This is a genomic window from Rahnella sp. 1L-D-7-B-C2, assembly GCF_057290995.1.
This window is the reverse complement of record NZ_JBXAVQ010000001.1, coordinates 17,350-32,686: the sequence shown is the minus strand read 5'-3', so window position 1 is coordinate 32,686 and position 15,337 is coordinate 17,350. Positions and strand designations below refer to the sequence as shown.

Sequence of the window (15,337 nt, the reverse complement as noted above, 5' to 3'; positions counted from 1 at the left end):
GGAACCCTTTTTCTATGCAAAAATTGTTAAGAATGCCGCTGTTACTGGCATTGTTGTCATGTCTGATGATGACCCCCGCGCTGAGTCAGGCTGATGAAGCGACCGGGCAACCGGCGGCGGCTCAACCGGTCAAAGTGAACGCCAGTACGGCGTTGCCTGCGCTGCAAAAACGCCTGGATCAGCTGAAACAACAGGTCTCGGCAGCCAAAACCGACAAGAAATTCACCGGCCTGAACGACGCCGCGCAAAAGCTCGCCGAAGATGCTGACAAACTGGCCGTGGCGCTGACCCCGCAGCTCGAAGAAGTGCAGGCGCAGCTGGACGTTCTCGGTCCGGCTCCGGCGGCAGGCACACTGACTGAAACGCCTCAGGTGGTCAGCCAGCGAAACAAGCTCAATAACAGCAAGACGCTCCTGACCACGCAGATCGAACAAACCAAAGGCATCGCGACCGGTGCGCGGAACCTGTCTTCCCAGATTTCCGGCATGCGCCGTGATGCGCTGAAAACCCAAATCGCACTTAATACCGGCAGCATTCTTGGCGGTAATTTCTGGTCACCGCTGATTACGCCTAATGATGACGATGCCGCGCGTTTCGATGATTTCGGTTCACAGGTGCATGACGCCTGGACGCAGGCATGGAGCGAAGACTGGCGGGTGGGCACCGGTATTTATCTGCTGCTGGCACTGGTGATTGGCCTTTTCGGACGCAAGACGCTGGATCGTCCGATGAACTGGATCCTGCCGCGCTGGTTGCCGCACGGGCGTTTTCGCCGCAGTTTCCTCGCGTGTTTTACCACGCTGAGCACCACTTTTACGCTGGGCATCAGCGTGCAGCTGCTTTGTTACATCTTCACGCGTCTGCCTGATACTTCACAATGGGTGAATGAGTTTGCCGAACAACTGGTCGAGCTGACCTATTTCTCCGCGGTGATCGCCGGTCTGGGGATCGCGTTGCTGTCGAACAGCCATCCTTCATGGCGTTTGCCAGGTATTGCCGATCCGCTGGCGAAAACGCTGGGGTTATTCCCCGTCCTGCTGGCGTCCTTTATTTTCCTGTTCGGCATTATTGAACAGCTGAATAATCTGGTCGGGGCGAGCATTGCTGCCACTTTGTTTGGCAACGGCTTAGCGGCGTTGCTGGTGGCACTGAACTGTCTGATTGCGCCAGTTCGTGTGAACCGGATGCGCCGCAAAATGCGTGCTGAAGGAGAGCAGACGGAAGCACGTTCAACGATCGCCGGGCTTATCCATCTGCTGATCAGCCTGACTGCGTTCGTCATTCTTATCGCGCTGCTGATTGGTTACATTCCTCTGGCGCGTTTCGTGACCTTCGAACTGCTGTGGATCGGTCTGGTAGTCAGCAGCCTGTATCTTCTGATCCACTTCTGGGTGGATTTGTGTGAAAGCGTATTTTCCGACACCACGCACAGCGGCAAAATCCTTAAAGGCACGCTGAGCGTTAACGACCGTCATCTGTCGCTGGCTGCCACGCTGTTCTCGGCGATAGGTAAAACCGCACTGTTGCTGATGGCCGCCGTCGCGCTGCTCAACGGGACTTTCGGGACGACCACGCCGCTGGAATTGTTGAGTAAAATCGTCGACATTTGGGGCGGTAAAGGCCTGGAAAGCCTGAACATCATTCCGGCCCACGCCGTGAATGCCGTGCTCTGTCTGGTGGTTGGGTGGTACGTGCTGCGTTCGGCCAAACGCTGGCTGGACAATGATTTCCTGCCAAAAACCATGATGGATCGCGGCATGCGCGCCTCGCTGGTGACGCTGTTCACCAACGTGGGTTACGTGCTGATCATCATGCTGACGCTGTCGTCGTTGGGTATCGAGTGGAATAAACTGGCGTGGATCGTCAGCGCCTTATCGGTCGGTATCGGTTTTGGCTTGCAGGAAATTGTGAAGAACTTCATCTCCGGCCTGATCCTGCTGACCGAGCGTCCGGTGAAAGTCGGGGATTTGATCAGCATCAGCGGTGTGGAAGGGGATATTCGTCGGATCAACGTTCGCGCCACGGAAATTCAGCTCAGTGATAAATCCACGGTTATCGTCCCGAACTCGCAGCTGATTTCGCAGAACGTGCGTAACGCCACCATGGGTAACGCGCAGGGCGTGGCGACCATCGTGCTGACCTTCCCGCTAGACATCGATCCTGAACAGGTACGCACGCTGTTACTTGAAGCCTACAACCTGCACGAATCTATTCTGGAAAATCCGCCACCGTCTGTGAGTTTTAAAGAGCTGGGCCCGACCGGCATTGTGTTGAGTGTCACCGGCTACGTAAACAGCCCGCGTATGGTAGGTGGAACGCGCAGTGACTTGTTGTATGAAATTCTGAAGATGTTGCGGGCTGCGGAGATCAGTTTGAGTCAGACGCAGACGATGGTGCTGGAGCAGCCGCTAGCGCGGGTTACCGCGGCGGCGGAGGAATCGTAGTTTAAATTCAAAACCTTGGGCTGCCGCCCAAACCGGCCTTAAGGTCAACACCTTGGGCTGCCGCCCAAACCGGCCTTAAGAGGCGCCTATCGCCGCGCCTCTTAAGAATCTCCGGCTCTTTAAAACACGTGCCATGCATCCCGGCTCTGTTTCAGAAATTCCTCCTATTGCCGCAAAATCCCGCCGCTGCGCGGTACCCTCCGGTCGGGTTACAACCCGCGCAGAAAGCCGCGCGGTTTTCCACCTCTTCCTCCGGCGTGATTTTTGAAAGCGGCCACAGGCTTTGTAGGTCACAACTTCACCCGCTCGGATCATTTCAAAAAACCAAACACTTTGCTCAATCTATATTTGTTTTCAAAAATGGTGAGATGGCGCGATCAAAAAATCCTGCTGAACGAAGCGGCTTCGAGACCTATGGCTCGAAGACCGAGTGAAGGCACCGCGCAGCGGCAGGGTTTTGCGCCACATGCGGGCGCTACAGAACATGTCCATCGACCCAGCGATAGCGCGTGTTTTAAAGAGCCTGGGGGGTCTTGGGGGGTGGCGGCGATAGGCCGCCCCCCAAGTCGGTGTGGGACGACGCCCACGGTGTTGACCTTAAGGCCAGTTTGGGTGGCAACCCCAAGGTCTTGATGTTGATTCAACCCCGCCCGCCGGCACCCCCCCGATGCCGATGTATCAACAAATACACCGCCGGTACTACCAGCATCGACAGCAGCGGTGCACTCAGCATCCCGCCGATCATCGGCGCGGCGATACGCTGCATCACTTCCGAACCTGTACCGCCGCCCCACATGATCGGCAATAAACCGGCCATAATGGTCGCCACCGTCATGGCTTTTGGCCTGACGCGCAGCACCGCGCCGTGGTGAATGGCGTCGCACAGTTCAGCTTCCGTCAGTTCGGTTTTGCCTTTCAGCTGGCGCTGCACCGCCTGATTCAGATACAGCACCATAATCACCCCGAATTCCGCCGCTACGCCAGCCAGCGCGATAAAACCTACGGCGGCAGCGACCGACAGATTGTAACTGAGCAGATACAGCAGCCAGACACCACCGGTGAGTGCGAAGGGCAGCGTCGCCATGATCAACAACGCGTCCCGCACGCGGCCGAAAGTGACGTACAGCAGCACGAAAATGATCGCCAGCGTAAATGGCAGAACGATTTTAAGCTTAGCCGTCGCGCGCTCCAGATATTCGAATTGCCCCGACCAGCTCACCGTCACGCCCTCCGGCAGTTTCACCTGCTGATTTACCGCCAGCTGCATCTCTTCGACGGCGGATTTCAAATCCCGGCCGCGCAGATCGACATAAATCCAGTCTGACAAACGGGCATTTTCGCTTTTGAGCATCGGGGGGCCGTCGGTGACGTTTACCGTCGCCAGCGCCGAGAGCGGCACCTGTGCGCCAGAGGCCGTCAGCACCGGTAAATCCCGCAACGCCTGCACGTTGTCGCGTAACTCAAGCGGGTATCGAAGATTAATGGGATACCGCTCGCGGCCTTCCAGCGTTTCTCCGATATTTTCACCCCCCACCAGAGTGGAAACTAACGATTGCAACTCGGCAACCGTGACACCGTAACGTGCCGCCTCACGCCGGTTGATATCAATATCGACATAGCGCCCGCCCTGAAGTCGCTCCGCCAGCGCGGAGGTGACGCCCGGCACGGTTTTGACGATGTGCTCAATCTGCTGCGCCACGGCCTGGATTTGTGCAATGTTATTGCCATTCACCTTGATGCCGACCGGGCTTTTGATACCGGTCGCCAGCATATCCAGCCGGTTACGGATCGGCGGCACCCAGACGTTGGCAATACCCGGTAACTTCACCGCGTTATCCAGCTCGGTGATGATTTTGTCCGGTGTCATGCCTGGCCGCCACTGGTCACGCGGTTTAAAGCGGATGGTGGTTTCAATCATGGTGAGCGGCGCGGGATCGGTGGCGCTGTCAGCGCGTCCGGCTTTACCAAATACGCTGGCGACTTCAGGCACGGTTTTGATCAGACGATCGGTTTGCTGTAACAGGCGCGCGGCTTCGCGGGCGGAAATACCCGGCAGCGTGGACGGCATATACAGCAAATCCCCTTCGTCGAGCGCAGGCATAAATTCGCTGCCGAGCTTTGCCAGCGGATACAGCGAGACCAGCAGGAACAGACCGCTGAAGAGCAGCGTAGTTTTCGGGTATTTCAGCACCGCTGAAAGCACCGGCTGATAGGCTGCAATCAGCCAGCGGTTGATTGGGCTGGCGTTTTCATCAGGAATTTTACCGCGAATGAAATAACCCATCAGCACCGGCACCAGCGTGATCCCAAGCCCGGCGGAAACCGCCATCGCGTAGGTCTTGGTGAACGCCAGCGGTGAGAACATCCGGCCTTCCTGCGCCTCCAGTGATAACACCGGAATAAACGACAGCGTGATGATAAGCAAACTGCAAAACAGCGCCGGACCGACTTCCGTAGCGGCGCGCTCCGACACCTGCCAGTAATCGGCAGATGTCGGCTTTTGCCCCGGATGGTCGTGCCGCCATTGTTCGAGCACTTTGTGCATATTCTCGATCATCACAATCGCCGCATCGACCATCGCACCGATGGCAATGGCAATACCACCCAGCGACATAATGTTGGCGCTGACGCCCTGATAATGCATGACGATGAACGCGCCCAGAATGCCGAGCGGCAGGGTGATGATCGCCACCAGCGCCGAGCGGAAGTGGAACAGGAACAGCGCGCAGACCACGGCGACCACCGCGAATTCTTCAAGCAGTTTATGTGACAACGTCACGATGGCGCTTTCGATCAGCGGCTGACGGTCGTAGACCGGCACAATTTCCACTCCGGCGGGAAGCGTGCGCGCCAGGGTATTCAGCCGCCGTTTCACCGCTTTCAGCGTTTCCAGCGCGTTCTTACCCGAGCGCATCACAATCACGCCGCCGGCAACTTCGCCTTCACCGTTCAGCTCCGCCACGCCGCGCCGCAGTTCGGGGCCGGTGCGAACGGTGGCGACGTCAGACAGCAGCACCGGAATGCCGCCGCTGGCCGTCACCACTACGTTGTTAAAATCCTCAAGATTTTTCAGATAACCGGAGGTGCGCACCATGTATTCGGCTTCACCCATCTCCAGCAGCGAGCCGCTGCTTTCCTGATTGGCGCTTTGCAACGCTGTCACCAGCTGCTGATGGGTGACGCCACGGGCGCGCATCCGCTGCGGATCGGCGACCACCTGATACTGGCGTACCATGCCGCCAATGCTGGCGACTTCCGATACGTTGGGTACGGTTTTCAGATCATAGCGCAGCGTCCAGTCCTGCAACGCGCGCAGCTGTTCCAGACTGTGTTTACCGGTTTTATCGACTAACACGTATTCGTAAATCCAGCCGACGCCGGTGGCATCCGGCCCGAGCGACGCTTTGGCACCGGCCGGTAGCGTGGATTGCACCTGACTGAGGTATTCCAGTACCCGCGACCGCGCCCAGTAAGGATCGGTACCGTCGTCGAACAGCACGTAAACATAAGCGTCGCCAAACATCGAAAAGCCGCGCACGGTTTTGGCGCCCGGAACGGAGAGCAGCGTGGTGGTGAGCGGATAAGTCACCTGATCTTCAATGATTTGCGGTGCTTTACCGGGATAACTGACGCGCACGATCACCTGCACGTCGGACAAATCCGGCAGGGCATCGAGCGGTGCTTTCTGCAAAGACCAGATGCCCCAGACGGCCATCATCAGCGCGGCCAGTAAGACCAGCAGCCGGTTGCGCAGCGACCAGCGGATCACGAAAGCAATCATAAATGACCTCCGTGCGCAGGGACGTTTTGCCCGGAGGCGGCTGGCTCAGAAGCGGAAGCCGCAGGCAGCGCGCTGCGCAGGCTGGCTTCGGAGTCGATCAGGAACTGTCCGGAGGTCACCACTTTCTGGCCTTCTTCAAGGCCGGAAAGGATCTGCGTCCAGCCATCGCGCGTCGCGCCGATATTTACCTCCTGCGGCGTGAAATGCCCGTTGCCGTCGTCGAGCAGCACTGTGTTCCGGCTGCCGGTTTGGATCAGTGCTTCCTGCGCAATAGCCAGCACCGGTGCTTGTTGCCCGGCGGCCAGCGTGAGAGTGAGATACATGCCAGGGCGCAATTTTTGCTGCGGATTATCCATCACCACGCGGGCTTTCAGCGTGCGGCTGACCGGATCGACATCCGGCAGCAGTTCACTGACCGTGCCATGAAAGAGATCCCCCGGCTGGCTTTCTGTTCCGGCGGTAACGGTACTTCCCGCATGAACCTGACTGGCGGCCGACGGCGGATAATCCATTACGATCCACACCTGTTTCAGGCTGGTCAGTTCGAACAGCGGCTGGGTGGCGCTGACCTGCGCGCCTTCACGCACGCTCAGCAGGCTCAGGTAACCGTCTTCCGGCGCGGTAATGTCGATACGGGTTTGCGGTTGGCCGGTGCTGTCCAGGCGTTTAAGTACGTCTTCCGGCATAAACTGTAACGCCAGCCGCTGACGGGCGGCGGCGCTCAGGGCGTGATCGCCGAGCTGACGTACGGCCAGATATTCCTGCTGCGCGGCAGTCCAGTCGGGGATCCACAGCGTTGCCAGTTTCTGACCCTTCTTCACCTGCTGCTGGCTGGCCGCGACGTAGAGTTTTTCCACCAGACCGCTGGCGCGGGCGGCGACGGTGCGCAGGCTGCGTTCGTCGGCGGTAACCGTGCCATACACGTTCAGCGGCGCAGAGATTACGCGGCGTTGCACGGCTTCGCTGCGCATTCCCAGCTTTTGCTGCTGGCGCGCGCTGACCGTCACGCCGCCGTCGTCCGTTACTTCATCGGCGTAACGCGGCATCAGATCCATGTCCATAAACGGGGATTTACCGGGCTTGTCAAAGCGCTGATCCGGCGTCATCGGGTCATACCAGTACAGCACTTTGCGTCCGGCGGGCGCGTCGGCGCTATGTGCCGCAGCGGGCTGGCTGTGACGCCCGAGAAGATAACCGGCGGCGAGGGCAGCCGCGATGGCCACGGCCAGCAGGCTGTAAGTTTTAGCAGAGGTCATCAGTGATTCTCCTGTGGCGCGAGATAGCGCAGGGCTGCCCAGTAGCGGGCAACCTCAAGTTCGGCATTGCGCTCTGCCAGCTGGCTGTCGAGCAGGCTACGGCGGGCATCGAGAACATCATTCAGGCTGCTTTTTCCGGCGCTGTACTGCGCCTGAATCACGCTGATGCGCTGTTGTTGCAACGGCACGACGTCATTTTTTTGCCGCTGCCACAGGGTGCTGGCCGCCTGATACTGCGCGATAAGCGTGGTCAGCTGCGCCTGATGATCCCGTACCAGCTGCGCCAGCCGGTCGTTACTTTCCATAGCCATCGATTGATCGGCGGCGTGGTCTTTGTCCTGCCGGGAGGCGGTAAACAGCGGCAAATCGACGGTAAACATCACGCCCGCCATATCGTCATAGTCATCGGCACGGTGCGCGTAATACACCTCAACGCCGACGTCGGGCAGTGCGGCAATCGCAGATTCCGACGATTTCGATTGTGCGACTTCCGCCTCGCGCCGCGCCTGCAGGATTTCCGGATGCTGATCAACGCTGTCTGCCCGCTGAACTTCCGCCGGTAGCGCGCCGACCGGCGGAACAGCGCCGTTGATTTCCGGCTTGTCGATGCCCGTCAGCTGGCTCAGGCGGGTGCGCGCCAGCTGGACGTCGCGCTGCGCTTCGGTGAGTTTGTCCTGCATGCCGATGAGCGTCAGGCGCGCGTCGAGCACCGAGGCAGGCAGTGCGCTGCCGCTGCTGACCCCGCCGCGTTGCACGCCAATCTGCCGCTGGCTTTCATCCACCAGCCTGCGGATTTGCAAAATGTTCTGCTCGCCAATCGCCAGCGCCATCCAGGCCAGCGCGGCGTCCCTTTGCAAACGGGCACGGATACTTTGCGTGGAAGCCGCCACCTGCCGCGATTCAGCACGCAAGGTATCGGCTTTCCGCTCGCGCTTACTGCTACTGACGTAATCCTGCATGATGCCGATGCGTTGCATGGTCATGCCTTCGCGGGTAAAACGGCGGTCGTTGTTGCCGCCGACCGGCAGGTTTTCGATACCAAATTTCAGCTTCGGATCCGGCAACTGCATGGCCGAATCGGCGCGGTTATCCAGCGCATTAATCTGATGGCGGCTGGCAGAAAGCTCGGCGGAATAATCCTGCGCGGCGACCAGCGCCTGCGGCAGAGAAACCGGTGTGGCAATGGCGCTGACGGGCATAAAAGCCAGCAGCCATTGCCACGTCACCAGGGGGGGACGCGGTAAAATAAACATGGTGAATCTCCCGGTCAGCGTGTCAGCGGCGTCAGCGTCTGTAACTGATAAGCGGACTCAGTTTTGACAAAGGTGAACGCCACCGGCGTGCCAGCGGGCAGGGAGTTGGGGCTGATTTCGGGCGGCAGACGGAAATTCATGGTCATCGCCGGCCATTTCAGTGCCGGGATGGCGTGATGAGAAATACCGACGCGGTCGGACTGCCATTGGGTAATCACCCCTTCGGAACCATACGTTTGCAGGTTTTGCATCGCCATGTGGTCGTGTGCCATTGGCATGGCATCGGCAAGAGAATAAGAAGATATAAAGAAAAGACTAAACAATAATGATGTAAATAAAATACGCATGGGAAATACTCCAACTGTCGTTAGATGAAAAATGACATTATTTTGATAAATAAATTTCATTTAATTCGGATGCAGAAAAACATCCGTGACAGCGGGACTTATTCTCTAAATCGACAGAACCGGACTTCGGCTGGGGGGGCGGTGACAGGCGGGGCGATCCAGTCGGCGGTGGTGACGGCGGCACGCGCATCCACGGTGGTCAGGGCGAGTGCTTGCACGACGGGCAACGCCAGCAGTGGTAAGGAACTGCCGTCGGACTGGGTTCTTTCCGGTACGCAATGCTTCTCGCACAGCACCGACTGACTCTGCATATGCTCCGTTGAATCAGGCATTTGCATAAATTCGTTGTGCTGCATCTGCGTATTTTCCACCGGCGGACGCATGTCACACTGATGGCTGGCGAGCGCCAGTTGGGCATTCAGCATGAGCCAGCATAATGCGAACAGCAACGCACTGACCCGCTTGCCGGGCAAGCGAAGTGAATGCATAAACTGTGAAATCGCGAAGCGGACTGACATGGCTGAAATATTTTCCGTCGGGAAAGATGCGGATGAGTATATAAGGAATGGAGGGGAGCAGGGAAGCGAAAATATAATAAAGACAGGTTTACATAGTCAGGAAAATTAAAGGCAGCGAATAACAGATGAATATGTTATTCGCTTGTGAACGTTATTCGATGATTATTTATAACCAGCCGGACTTTTTCAACTTCCAGTACAACCACACGCAGCCGACAAAGGTCACGCCGAGCGTCACCGGATACCCCCACCAGTCATCCAGCTCCGGCATGTTTTTAAAGTTCATGCCGTACAGGCTGAAGACCACGGTCGGGATCGCCAGAATTGCCCCCCAGCCCGCCAGCCGCTGCACCACTTCGTTCTGATGTACCGACACCAGCGCCAGATTCACATGCATGGCGTTGGAGAGCATTTCGCGCATGTCGTCAGTGGTTTTGATCACCTGATTGGCGTGGTCCTGCACGTCGCGGATATAGGCGCGCAGGCCTTTTGGCACCAGTTCTTCGTAATGATGGCTGAGCTGGTTACAGATATCTTCCATTGGCACGGCGGAGTTACGCAGTGACAGCAAATCGCGACGCAGCTTGTACACCTGCTGCACTGCCTGCTGGTTGAAGGTGTTCTGGAACATCAGCTTTTCAATGGCATCAAACTCTTCGGTGTACTGGTGCAGAATTTCCAGATAGTTATCGACGATGGAATCCAGAATGCAGTACAGCGCATAGGCCGGGCCTTTCACCAGCATGTCCGGGCGTTCTTCGGCGTGATTGCGCACCTGCAAATAGCTCGACGATGCGCCGTGGCGAATGGTTATCAGGAAGTTTTTACCGAGAAACATGTGCGTTTCGCCGTACTCGATGGTTTCCTTCACCTTCTGCGCGGTATGCGCGACGATAAACAACGACTCGCCGTACTGCTCGATTTTGGGCCGCTGGTGGGCGGTCAGTGCATCTTCAATTGCCAGGTCATGCAGGCCAAATTCCTCCTGAACGCTGCGCATGTAGCTGTCTTCCGGCTGCCACAGCCCAAGCCAGACAAAAGTGTCCGGCTCTTTCAACACTTCGCTGATGTCCTCAACGGTCACATCCTGCAACCGCTTGCCGTCGCGATAGGCAACGCTGTTGATCACTGAATCGCAGCTGGGCTTTTTCTCTTCTGTTGCAATATCGTTCATGCTGCGGTTATTCCCCGGCTGTGGTTTTTATTTTTACGTCCGGCGTCGCCGCCGGGCCAAACACGGTGTAGGTCGGTAAATCCACGTTCTGATACGGTTCCCAGCCGCCGCCCAATGCTTTGTACAGCGAGACCAGATCGGTGCTGGTTTTCACTTTCGCTTCGGCGGATTGCTGATGCGCCTGCGCCAGCTGGCGCTGGGCATCAAGCACGTTGATAAAGGTCGAGAGCCCCTGACGATAGCTGTCGCTCGCCAGATCAAATGCCGTCTGCAAGGCTTCGGTGGTTTGATCCAGTCCGCTGACCTGATCCTGATCGGTACGGTAGCTGACCAGCGCATTATCCACGTCCTGCAAGGCGGTCAGCACCGTCTGGCGATAGTTCAGTGCGGCGTTGGCCTGCTGGGCGCGGGAGAGATGCACGCTGGACACCAGCCGTCCGCCCTGGAAGATCGGTACGGTGACGGAAGGGCCGACGGAGTAAAAATGGCTGCTCCAGTTATCGAGGTAGCTGGCGTCGGTGTTACGCATACCAAACTGGCCGGTGAGCGAGATGCTCGGGAACAATTGCGCAACCGAGACGCCGATATTGGCCGTCGCGGCATGCAGATCGGCTTCGGCTTTGCGTACGTCCGGACGACGGCGCGCCAGCTGCGAAGGCACGCCAACCGGCACGGCGGCGGGCAGCGTAGGCATCGGTTTCGGCGCGGCAAGTTCGCCATCGAGGGAACCCGGCGTCTGGCCAAGCAATACTGCCAGCCCGTTCATCGCCTGACGCTCCTGCGCCTGATACTGCGGCAACTGGGCGCGCAGGGACCCTAACTGGGCACGGGCGTTTTCTACGTCGAGCTGTGGCGAAAGACCGTTTTGCTGACGATTTTGCGTCAGATCCAGCGTCTGCTGCGCGACGTCGATCTGTGTTTGAATCGACGCGGTAATACTTTGCGCACCGCGCAGTTGCAGATAAGCGCGGGCTACTTCGGCCTCCAGCGAGACCAGCGCATCGTTACGCTGCTCGACAGAGGACTGGGTCTGCGCATTGGCGGCTTCGACCTGACGACGGGTGCCGCCGAACAGATCCAGCTCCCAGCTGGCGTCGAAACTTCCCTGATACAAATCCACCGGCCGCGTGGCGGTGTCGATAGCTCCCGAGGCTTCCGGGCTGAGATCGTTAAGCTGCGAAGAAGCACCGCTGGAATCCAGAATACCTTTCAGGCCGAGCTGCTGCCGGGTGACTTTGGCGTTGCCCTGTACCGACGGCAGCCACGCGCCTTTGGCCTGTGTCACCTGTTCGCGCGCCCCGGCGATGCGTAACACCGCCTGTTGCAGGGAGATATTCCCGGCAATAGCGCGGGTCACCAGACTGTCGAGTTGCGGATCGTTAAAGGCTTTCCACCACAGCGGATTTGGCTCGGAAGGCAGTGCCACTGAGGCGCCGTCGGCGTCTTTCGGCTTGCTCAGATCGTTAAATGCTCCCGGCGTCGCGGTCTGCGGTTTCTGATAGTCCGGGCCAACGGAGCAGGCGGTGAGGGCAAGAGTCAGGGCTGAAAAAGCCAGTAAACGGGAGCCGGTATGCAATATCCCCTCCCAGCCTCCAACTTCACAGGGGGAGGCGCGAAATGCCGAAGTGCTCTCGCGGGAAATGCAGAATGACGGAGCGCTCCCTCCCCTGCGAAGGGGAGGGTTGGGGTGGGGTATAGCCGATTTTCCCCAAACTATAATTTGCAACAATGAGGTGTTTTTCTCTAACTTCCGGGTCGTATTCAACTTAGTGTGCTCCGGCATTACCTTCGCTCTTAACTGGCGAAAGCAGGAAACAAAATGGGATCAAAATAACGGCGACGATTGCGCAATAGCCGAACACATCGATGTAGGCCAGAATGCGCGACTGCGACACCATCTCCTGATACATCCGCGCGGTGGCAAGCTGCATCGGGTCGCCCAGCACATGGGCAAAATCGCGGATAGCGGCGGCGCTTTTGGTCACGGCCTGGTTAAACTGTTCGTTGAGCGGCGACATGTTGTGCACCATGTGCGCGCTGTGCGCCTGCGTTCGCTCGGTCACTCCGGCGGTCGCCAGCGAAATGCCAATCGATCCGGCGACGTTACGGAACATGGTGAACAGCGCGGCGGCATCGGCGTTCATGCGCTGCGGAATGGTGATAAACGCGATGGTTGTCAGCGGCACAAACAGGAACCCGAGGCCGATTGACTGCGCGCTGCGGAACAGCACCAGCGTTTCGAAATCAACGTTTGGCGTCAGCCGCGCCGAATAAATGAACGACGCAGCCAGCAGGAAGAACCCGAAGGCGATGATATAACGCGTCTGAATAATCGGCATCAGTTTCAGCACCAGCGGGATCGACAGCACGATCAGTATCGCGCCGGGCGACATCACCAGCCCCGAAAGTGTTGCGGTATAACCCAGCTGTTGCTGCGCCAGCTGCGGGATCACCACCGAGCTGCCATAGAGAATCATCGCCATACCGGCCATCAGCAATCCGGCTACTGCAAAGTTCTTATCCTTCAGACAGCGCAGGTCGACCACGGGCTTTTTGGCGTACAGCAGCCAGTAAATTGCCCCGACGATCCCGGTCGCCGCCAGTACCGCGAAAGTAACGATAAAGCCGGATTTAAACCAGTCGTCATCCTCGCCGCGGTCCATCATCACCTGCAAACAGCCCAGCCCCAGCGCAATCAGCCCGATACCGATGTAATCAATACTCAGTTTACCTTTGGCTTTACGCTCCCACGGCGGGTCTTCCAGCAGTTGATAAATCGCCAGCAGGGCAATAATTCCCACCGGAATGTTGATCAAAAACACCCAGCGCCAGCTGAAGTGGTCGGTGATGTAACCGCCGAGCGTCGGGCCGACTACCGGTGCCACGATGATGGCAATCGAAGAGAGCCCAAACGCCTTACCGCGATCGGCCGGTTTGAAGTAATCAAGCAGCACCGATTGTTGGATCGGCTGCAAACCGCCGCCGAAGAAGCCCTGCAAAATGCGGAACAAAATCATTTGCCACAGTTCGGTGGCGATCCCGCACAGGAATGAACAGACGGTGAACATCCCGATACAAATCAGGAAGTACGTTTTACGCCCCATCACGCGGCTAAGGAATGCGGAAATCGGCAAAACGATGCCGTTGGCGACTAAGTAGGAGGTCAGTACCCATGTCGATTCGTCGTAGCTTGAGGAGAGCGAACCGGCGACGTGCGGCAGCGCCACGTTGACTATCGTGGTGTCCAGAATTTCCATGAACACCGCGATGGTGACAACGGCAGCAACCGCCCAGGGATTAGCCTTGGGTTTCCAGTAACTGCGGTCTTCGGTCATTCGACGGTCACCGTCGGATCAACAGACAGGCCGAGTGGCAGAGGTTGTTTCGGATCCAGACCACTGTCGATGACGATTTTGACCGGCACGCGCTGAACGATTTTCACGTAGTTACCGGTGGCGTTTTCCGCCGGGAAAGCTGAGAAGCGTGAGCCGGTACCCTGCTGAACGCTGTCAACGTGGCCCTGCAATTTGATATCGGGATAAGCATCCACGGTGATTTCAACTTTATTGCCCGGACGCATGCGCTCAAGCTGAGATTCTTTAAAGTTAGCCGCCACCCAGATGTCTTTAGAAACCACCGAGAACAATGACGAACCGGCCTGCACCAGCGTGCCGAGCTGCACATTACGCTTGGTGACGTAGCCGTCGAACGGTGCGCGTACCTGCGCATAAGACAGGTTCAGCGTGGCGCTTTCCAGCTGAGCTTTCGCCTGTTCAACCTGTTGCTGACGGGCTTCGACGTTGGTTTCGGCCTGACGGATTTGCAGCTGAACCTGAGCGGCAACCTGCACCTGCGCTTTGGCATTCTCTAAATCTGCCGCCGCAGAACGCACCTGCGCATTAGAGGAATCGATATTCTGTTGCGTGGTGGCACGCGGATCGACGCCGCGCTGACGGCGGAAATCGGCGGTGGCATTCATCAGGCTGGCTTCGGCGCGCGTTTGCTGCGCTTTGGCCTGCGCGAGCTGTGCGGGATATTGTACTTTTGCCAGATCAAACTGAACCTGCGCCTGATGGAGTTGTGCGACGGCCAGCCCGAGCTGAGCCTGCGCCTGATCGCGCTGCGCGGTGGCGTCACGCGGATCAATTTCCACCAGCAGATCGCCTTTTTTGACGAACTGGTTATCTTTCACCGACAGGCTGGTCACGTACCCGGCGATTTTCGGCGCAATGGTGACGGCATCGCCTTCGATAAAGGCATCATCAGTGTTGACCTGATCTTTGGTCATCAGCCACCAGACCAGCGCGACAATCAGCATGATCACCACGACAATTCCGAGAATAATCAGCGGTTTTTTACCGGGACCTTTCCCTTTTGCCTCCGACTCATCGCTGTCTTTAGCGTCTTTTTCGTTGTCGGGATCTTTGCTGTGGCCTTCTCCCGATTTAATCTGGCTGGAATCATATTCAGTGTGTGCGTCATCCGACGCGGAAGATTGTGGCTGGTTATCGTTTGTCATAATGCTCTTCTGATTATCGGCGGGGCTGACCGGAACAAGGAAATC

At 57.8% G+C, this 15,337-nt stretch carries 10 protein-coding genes; 1 reads left to right on the top strand and 9 read right to left on the bottom strand.

Annotation, left to right across the window (positions count from 1 at the left end; genetic code table 11):
• Window positions 1–14: 14 nt before the first annotated feature.
• Window positions 15–2,444: a DUF3772 domain-containing protein gene (locus AC0Z7K_RS00125; protein ID WP_485612220.1), complete on the top strand. Its 2,430-nt coding sequence runs from the start codon at window positions 15–17 to the stop codon at window positions 2,442–2,444.
• A gap of 640 nt (window positions 2,445–3,084) precedes the next feature.
• On the opposite strand, the gene AC0Z7K_RS00120 is transcribed toward AC0Z7K_RS00125, so the two are convergent.
• The 9 genes from AC0Z7K_RS00120 to AC0Z7K_RS00080 all read right to left on the bottom strand — a co-directional run bounded on the left by AC0Z7K_RS00120 (window position 3,085) and on the right by AC0Z7K_RS00080 (window position 15,292).
• The gene (locus tag AC0Z7K_RS00120; protein WP_485612219.1) at window positions 3,085–6,225 is read right to left on the bottom strand and encodes an efflux RND transporter permease subunit; all 3,141 of its coding nucleotides are present in this window, start codon (window positions 6,223–6,225) and stop codon (window positions 3,085–3,087) included.
• The gene (locus AC0Z7K_RS00115) at window positions 6,222–7,481 is read right to left on the bottom strand and encodes an efflux RND transporter periplasmic adaptor subunit (protein ID WP_485612218.1); all 1,260 of its coding nucleotides are present in this window, start codon (window positions 7,479–7,481) and stop codon (window positions 6,222–6,224) included. Before AC0Z7K_RS00115 ends, AC0Z7K_RS00120 begins: the two co-directional genes overlap by 4 nt.
• The gene (locus AC0Z7K_RS00110) at window positions 7,481–8,734 is read right to left on the bottom strand and encodes a TolC family protein (protein WP_485612217.1); all 1,254 of its coding nucleotides are present in this window, start codon (window positions 8,732–8,734) and stop codon (window positions 7,481–7,483) included. The genes AC0Z7K_RS00115 and AC0Z7K_RS00110 overlap by 1 nt, the downstream gene beginning before the upstream one ends.
• 14 nt (window positions 8,735–8,748) lie before the next feature.
• Window positions 8,749–9,006, bottom strand: coding sequence for a copper-binding protein (locus AC0Z7K_RS00105; protein WP_485612216.1), 258 nt, complete (start codon window positions 9,004–9,006; stop codon window positions 8,749–8,751).
• A gap of 173 nt (window positions 9,007–9,179) precedes the next feature.
• Window positions 9,180–9,599, bottom strand: a complete 420-nt coding sequence (locus tag AC0Z7K_RS00100) for a hypothetical protein (protein ID WP_485612215.1) — start codon at window positions 9,597–9,599, stop codon at window positions 9,180–9,182.
• Between the two features lie 166 nt (window positions 9,600–9,765).
• Window positions 9,766–10,773 carry a magnesium/cobalt transporter CorA gene (gene corA / locus AC0Z7K_RS00095; protein ID WP_413528730.1) on the bottom strand — a complete coding sequence of 336 codons (1,008 nt, stop codon included), beginning with the start codon at window positions 10,771–10,773 and terminating at the stop codon, window positions 9,766–9,768.
• Between the two features lie 7 nt (window positions 10,774–10,780).
• Window positions 10,781–12,352, bottom strand: coding sequence for an efflux transporter outer membrane subunit (locus tag AC0Z7K_RS00090; protein ID WP_485612845.1), 1,572 nt, complete (start codon window positions 12,350–12,352; stop codon window positions 10,781–10,783).
• 187 nt (window positions 12,353–12,539) lie between these two features.
• The gene (locus tag AC0Z7K_RS00085) at window positions 12,540–14,108 is read right to left on the bottom strand and encodes a DHA2 family efflux MFS transporter permease subunit (RefSeq protein ID WP_485612214.1); all 1,569 of its coding nucleotides are present in this window, start codon (window positions 14,106–14,108) and stop codon (window positions 12,540–12,542) included.
• Window positions 14,105–15,292, bottom strand: coding sequence for an HlyD family secretion protein (locus AC0Z7K_RS00080; RefSeq protein ID WP_413528733.1), 1,188 nt, complete (start codon window positions 15,290–15,292; stop codon window positions 14,105–14,107). Before AC0Z7K_RS00080 ends, AC0Z7K_RS00085 begins: the two co-directional genes overlap by 4 nt.
• Between the last annotated feature and the right edge of the window lie 45 nt (window positions 15,293–15,337).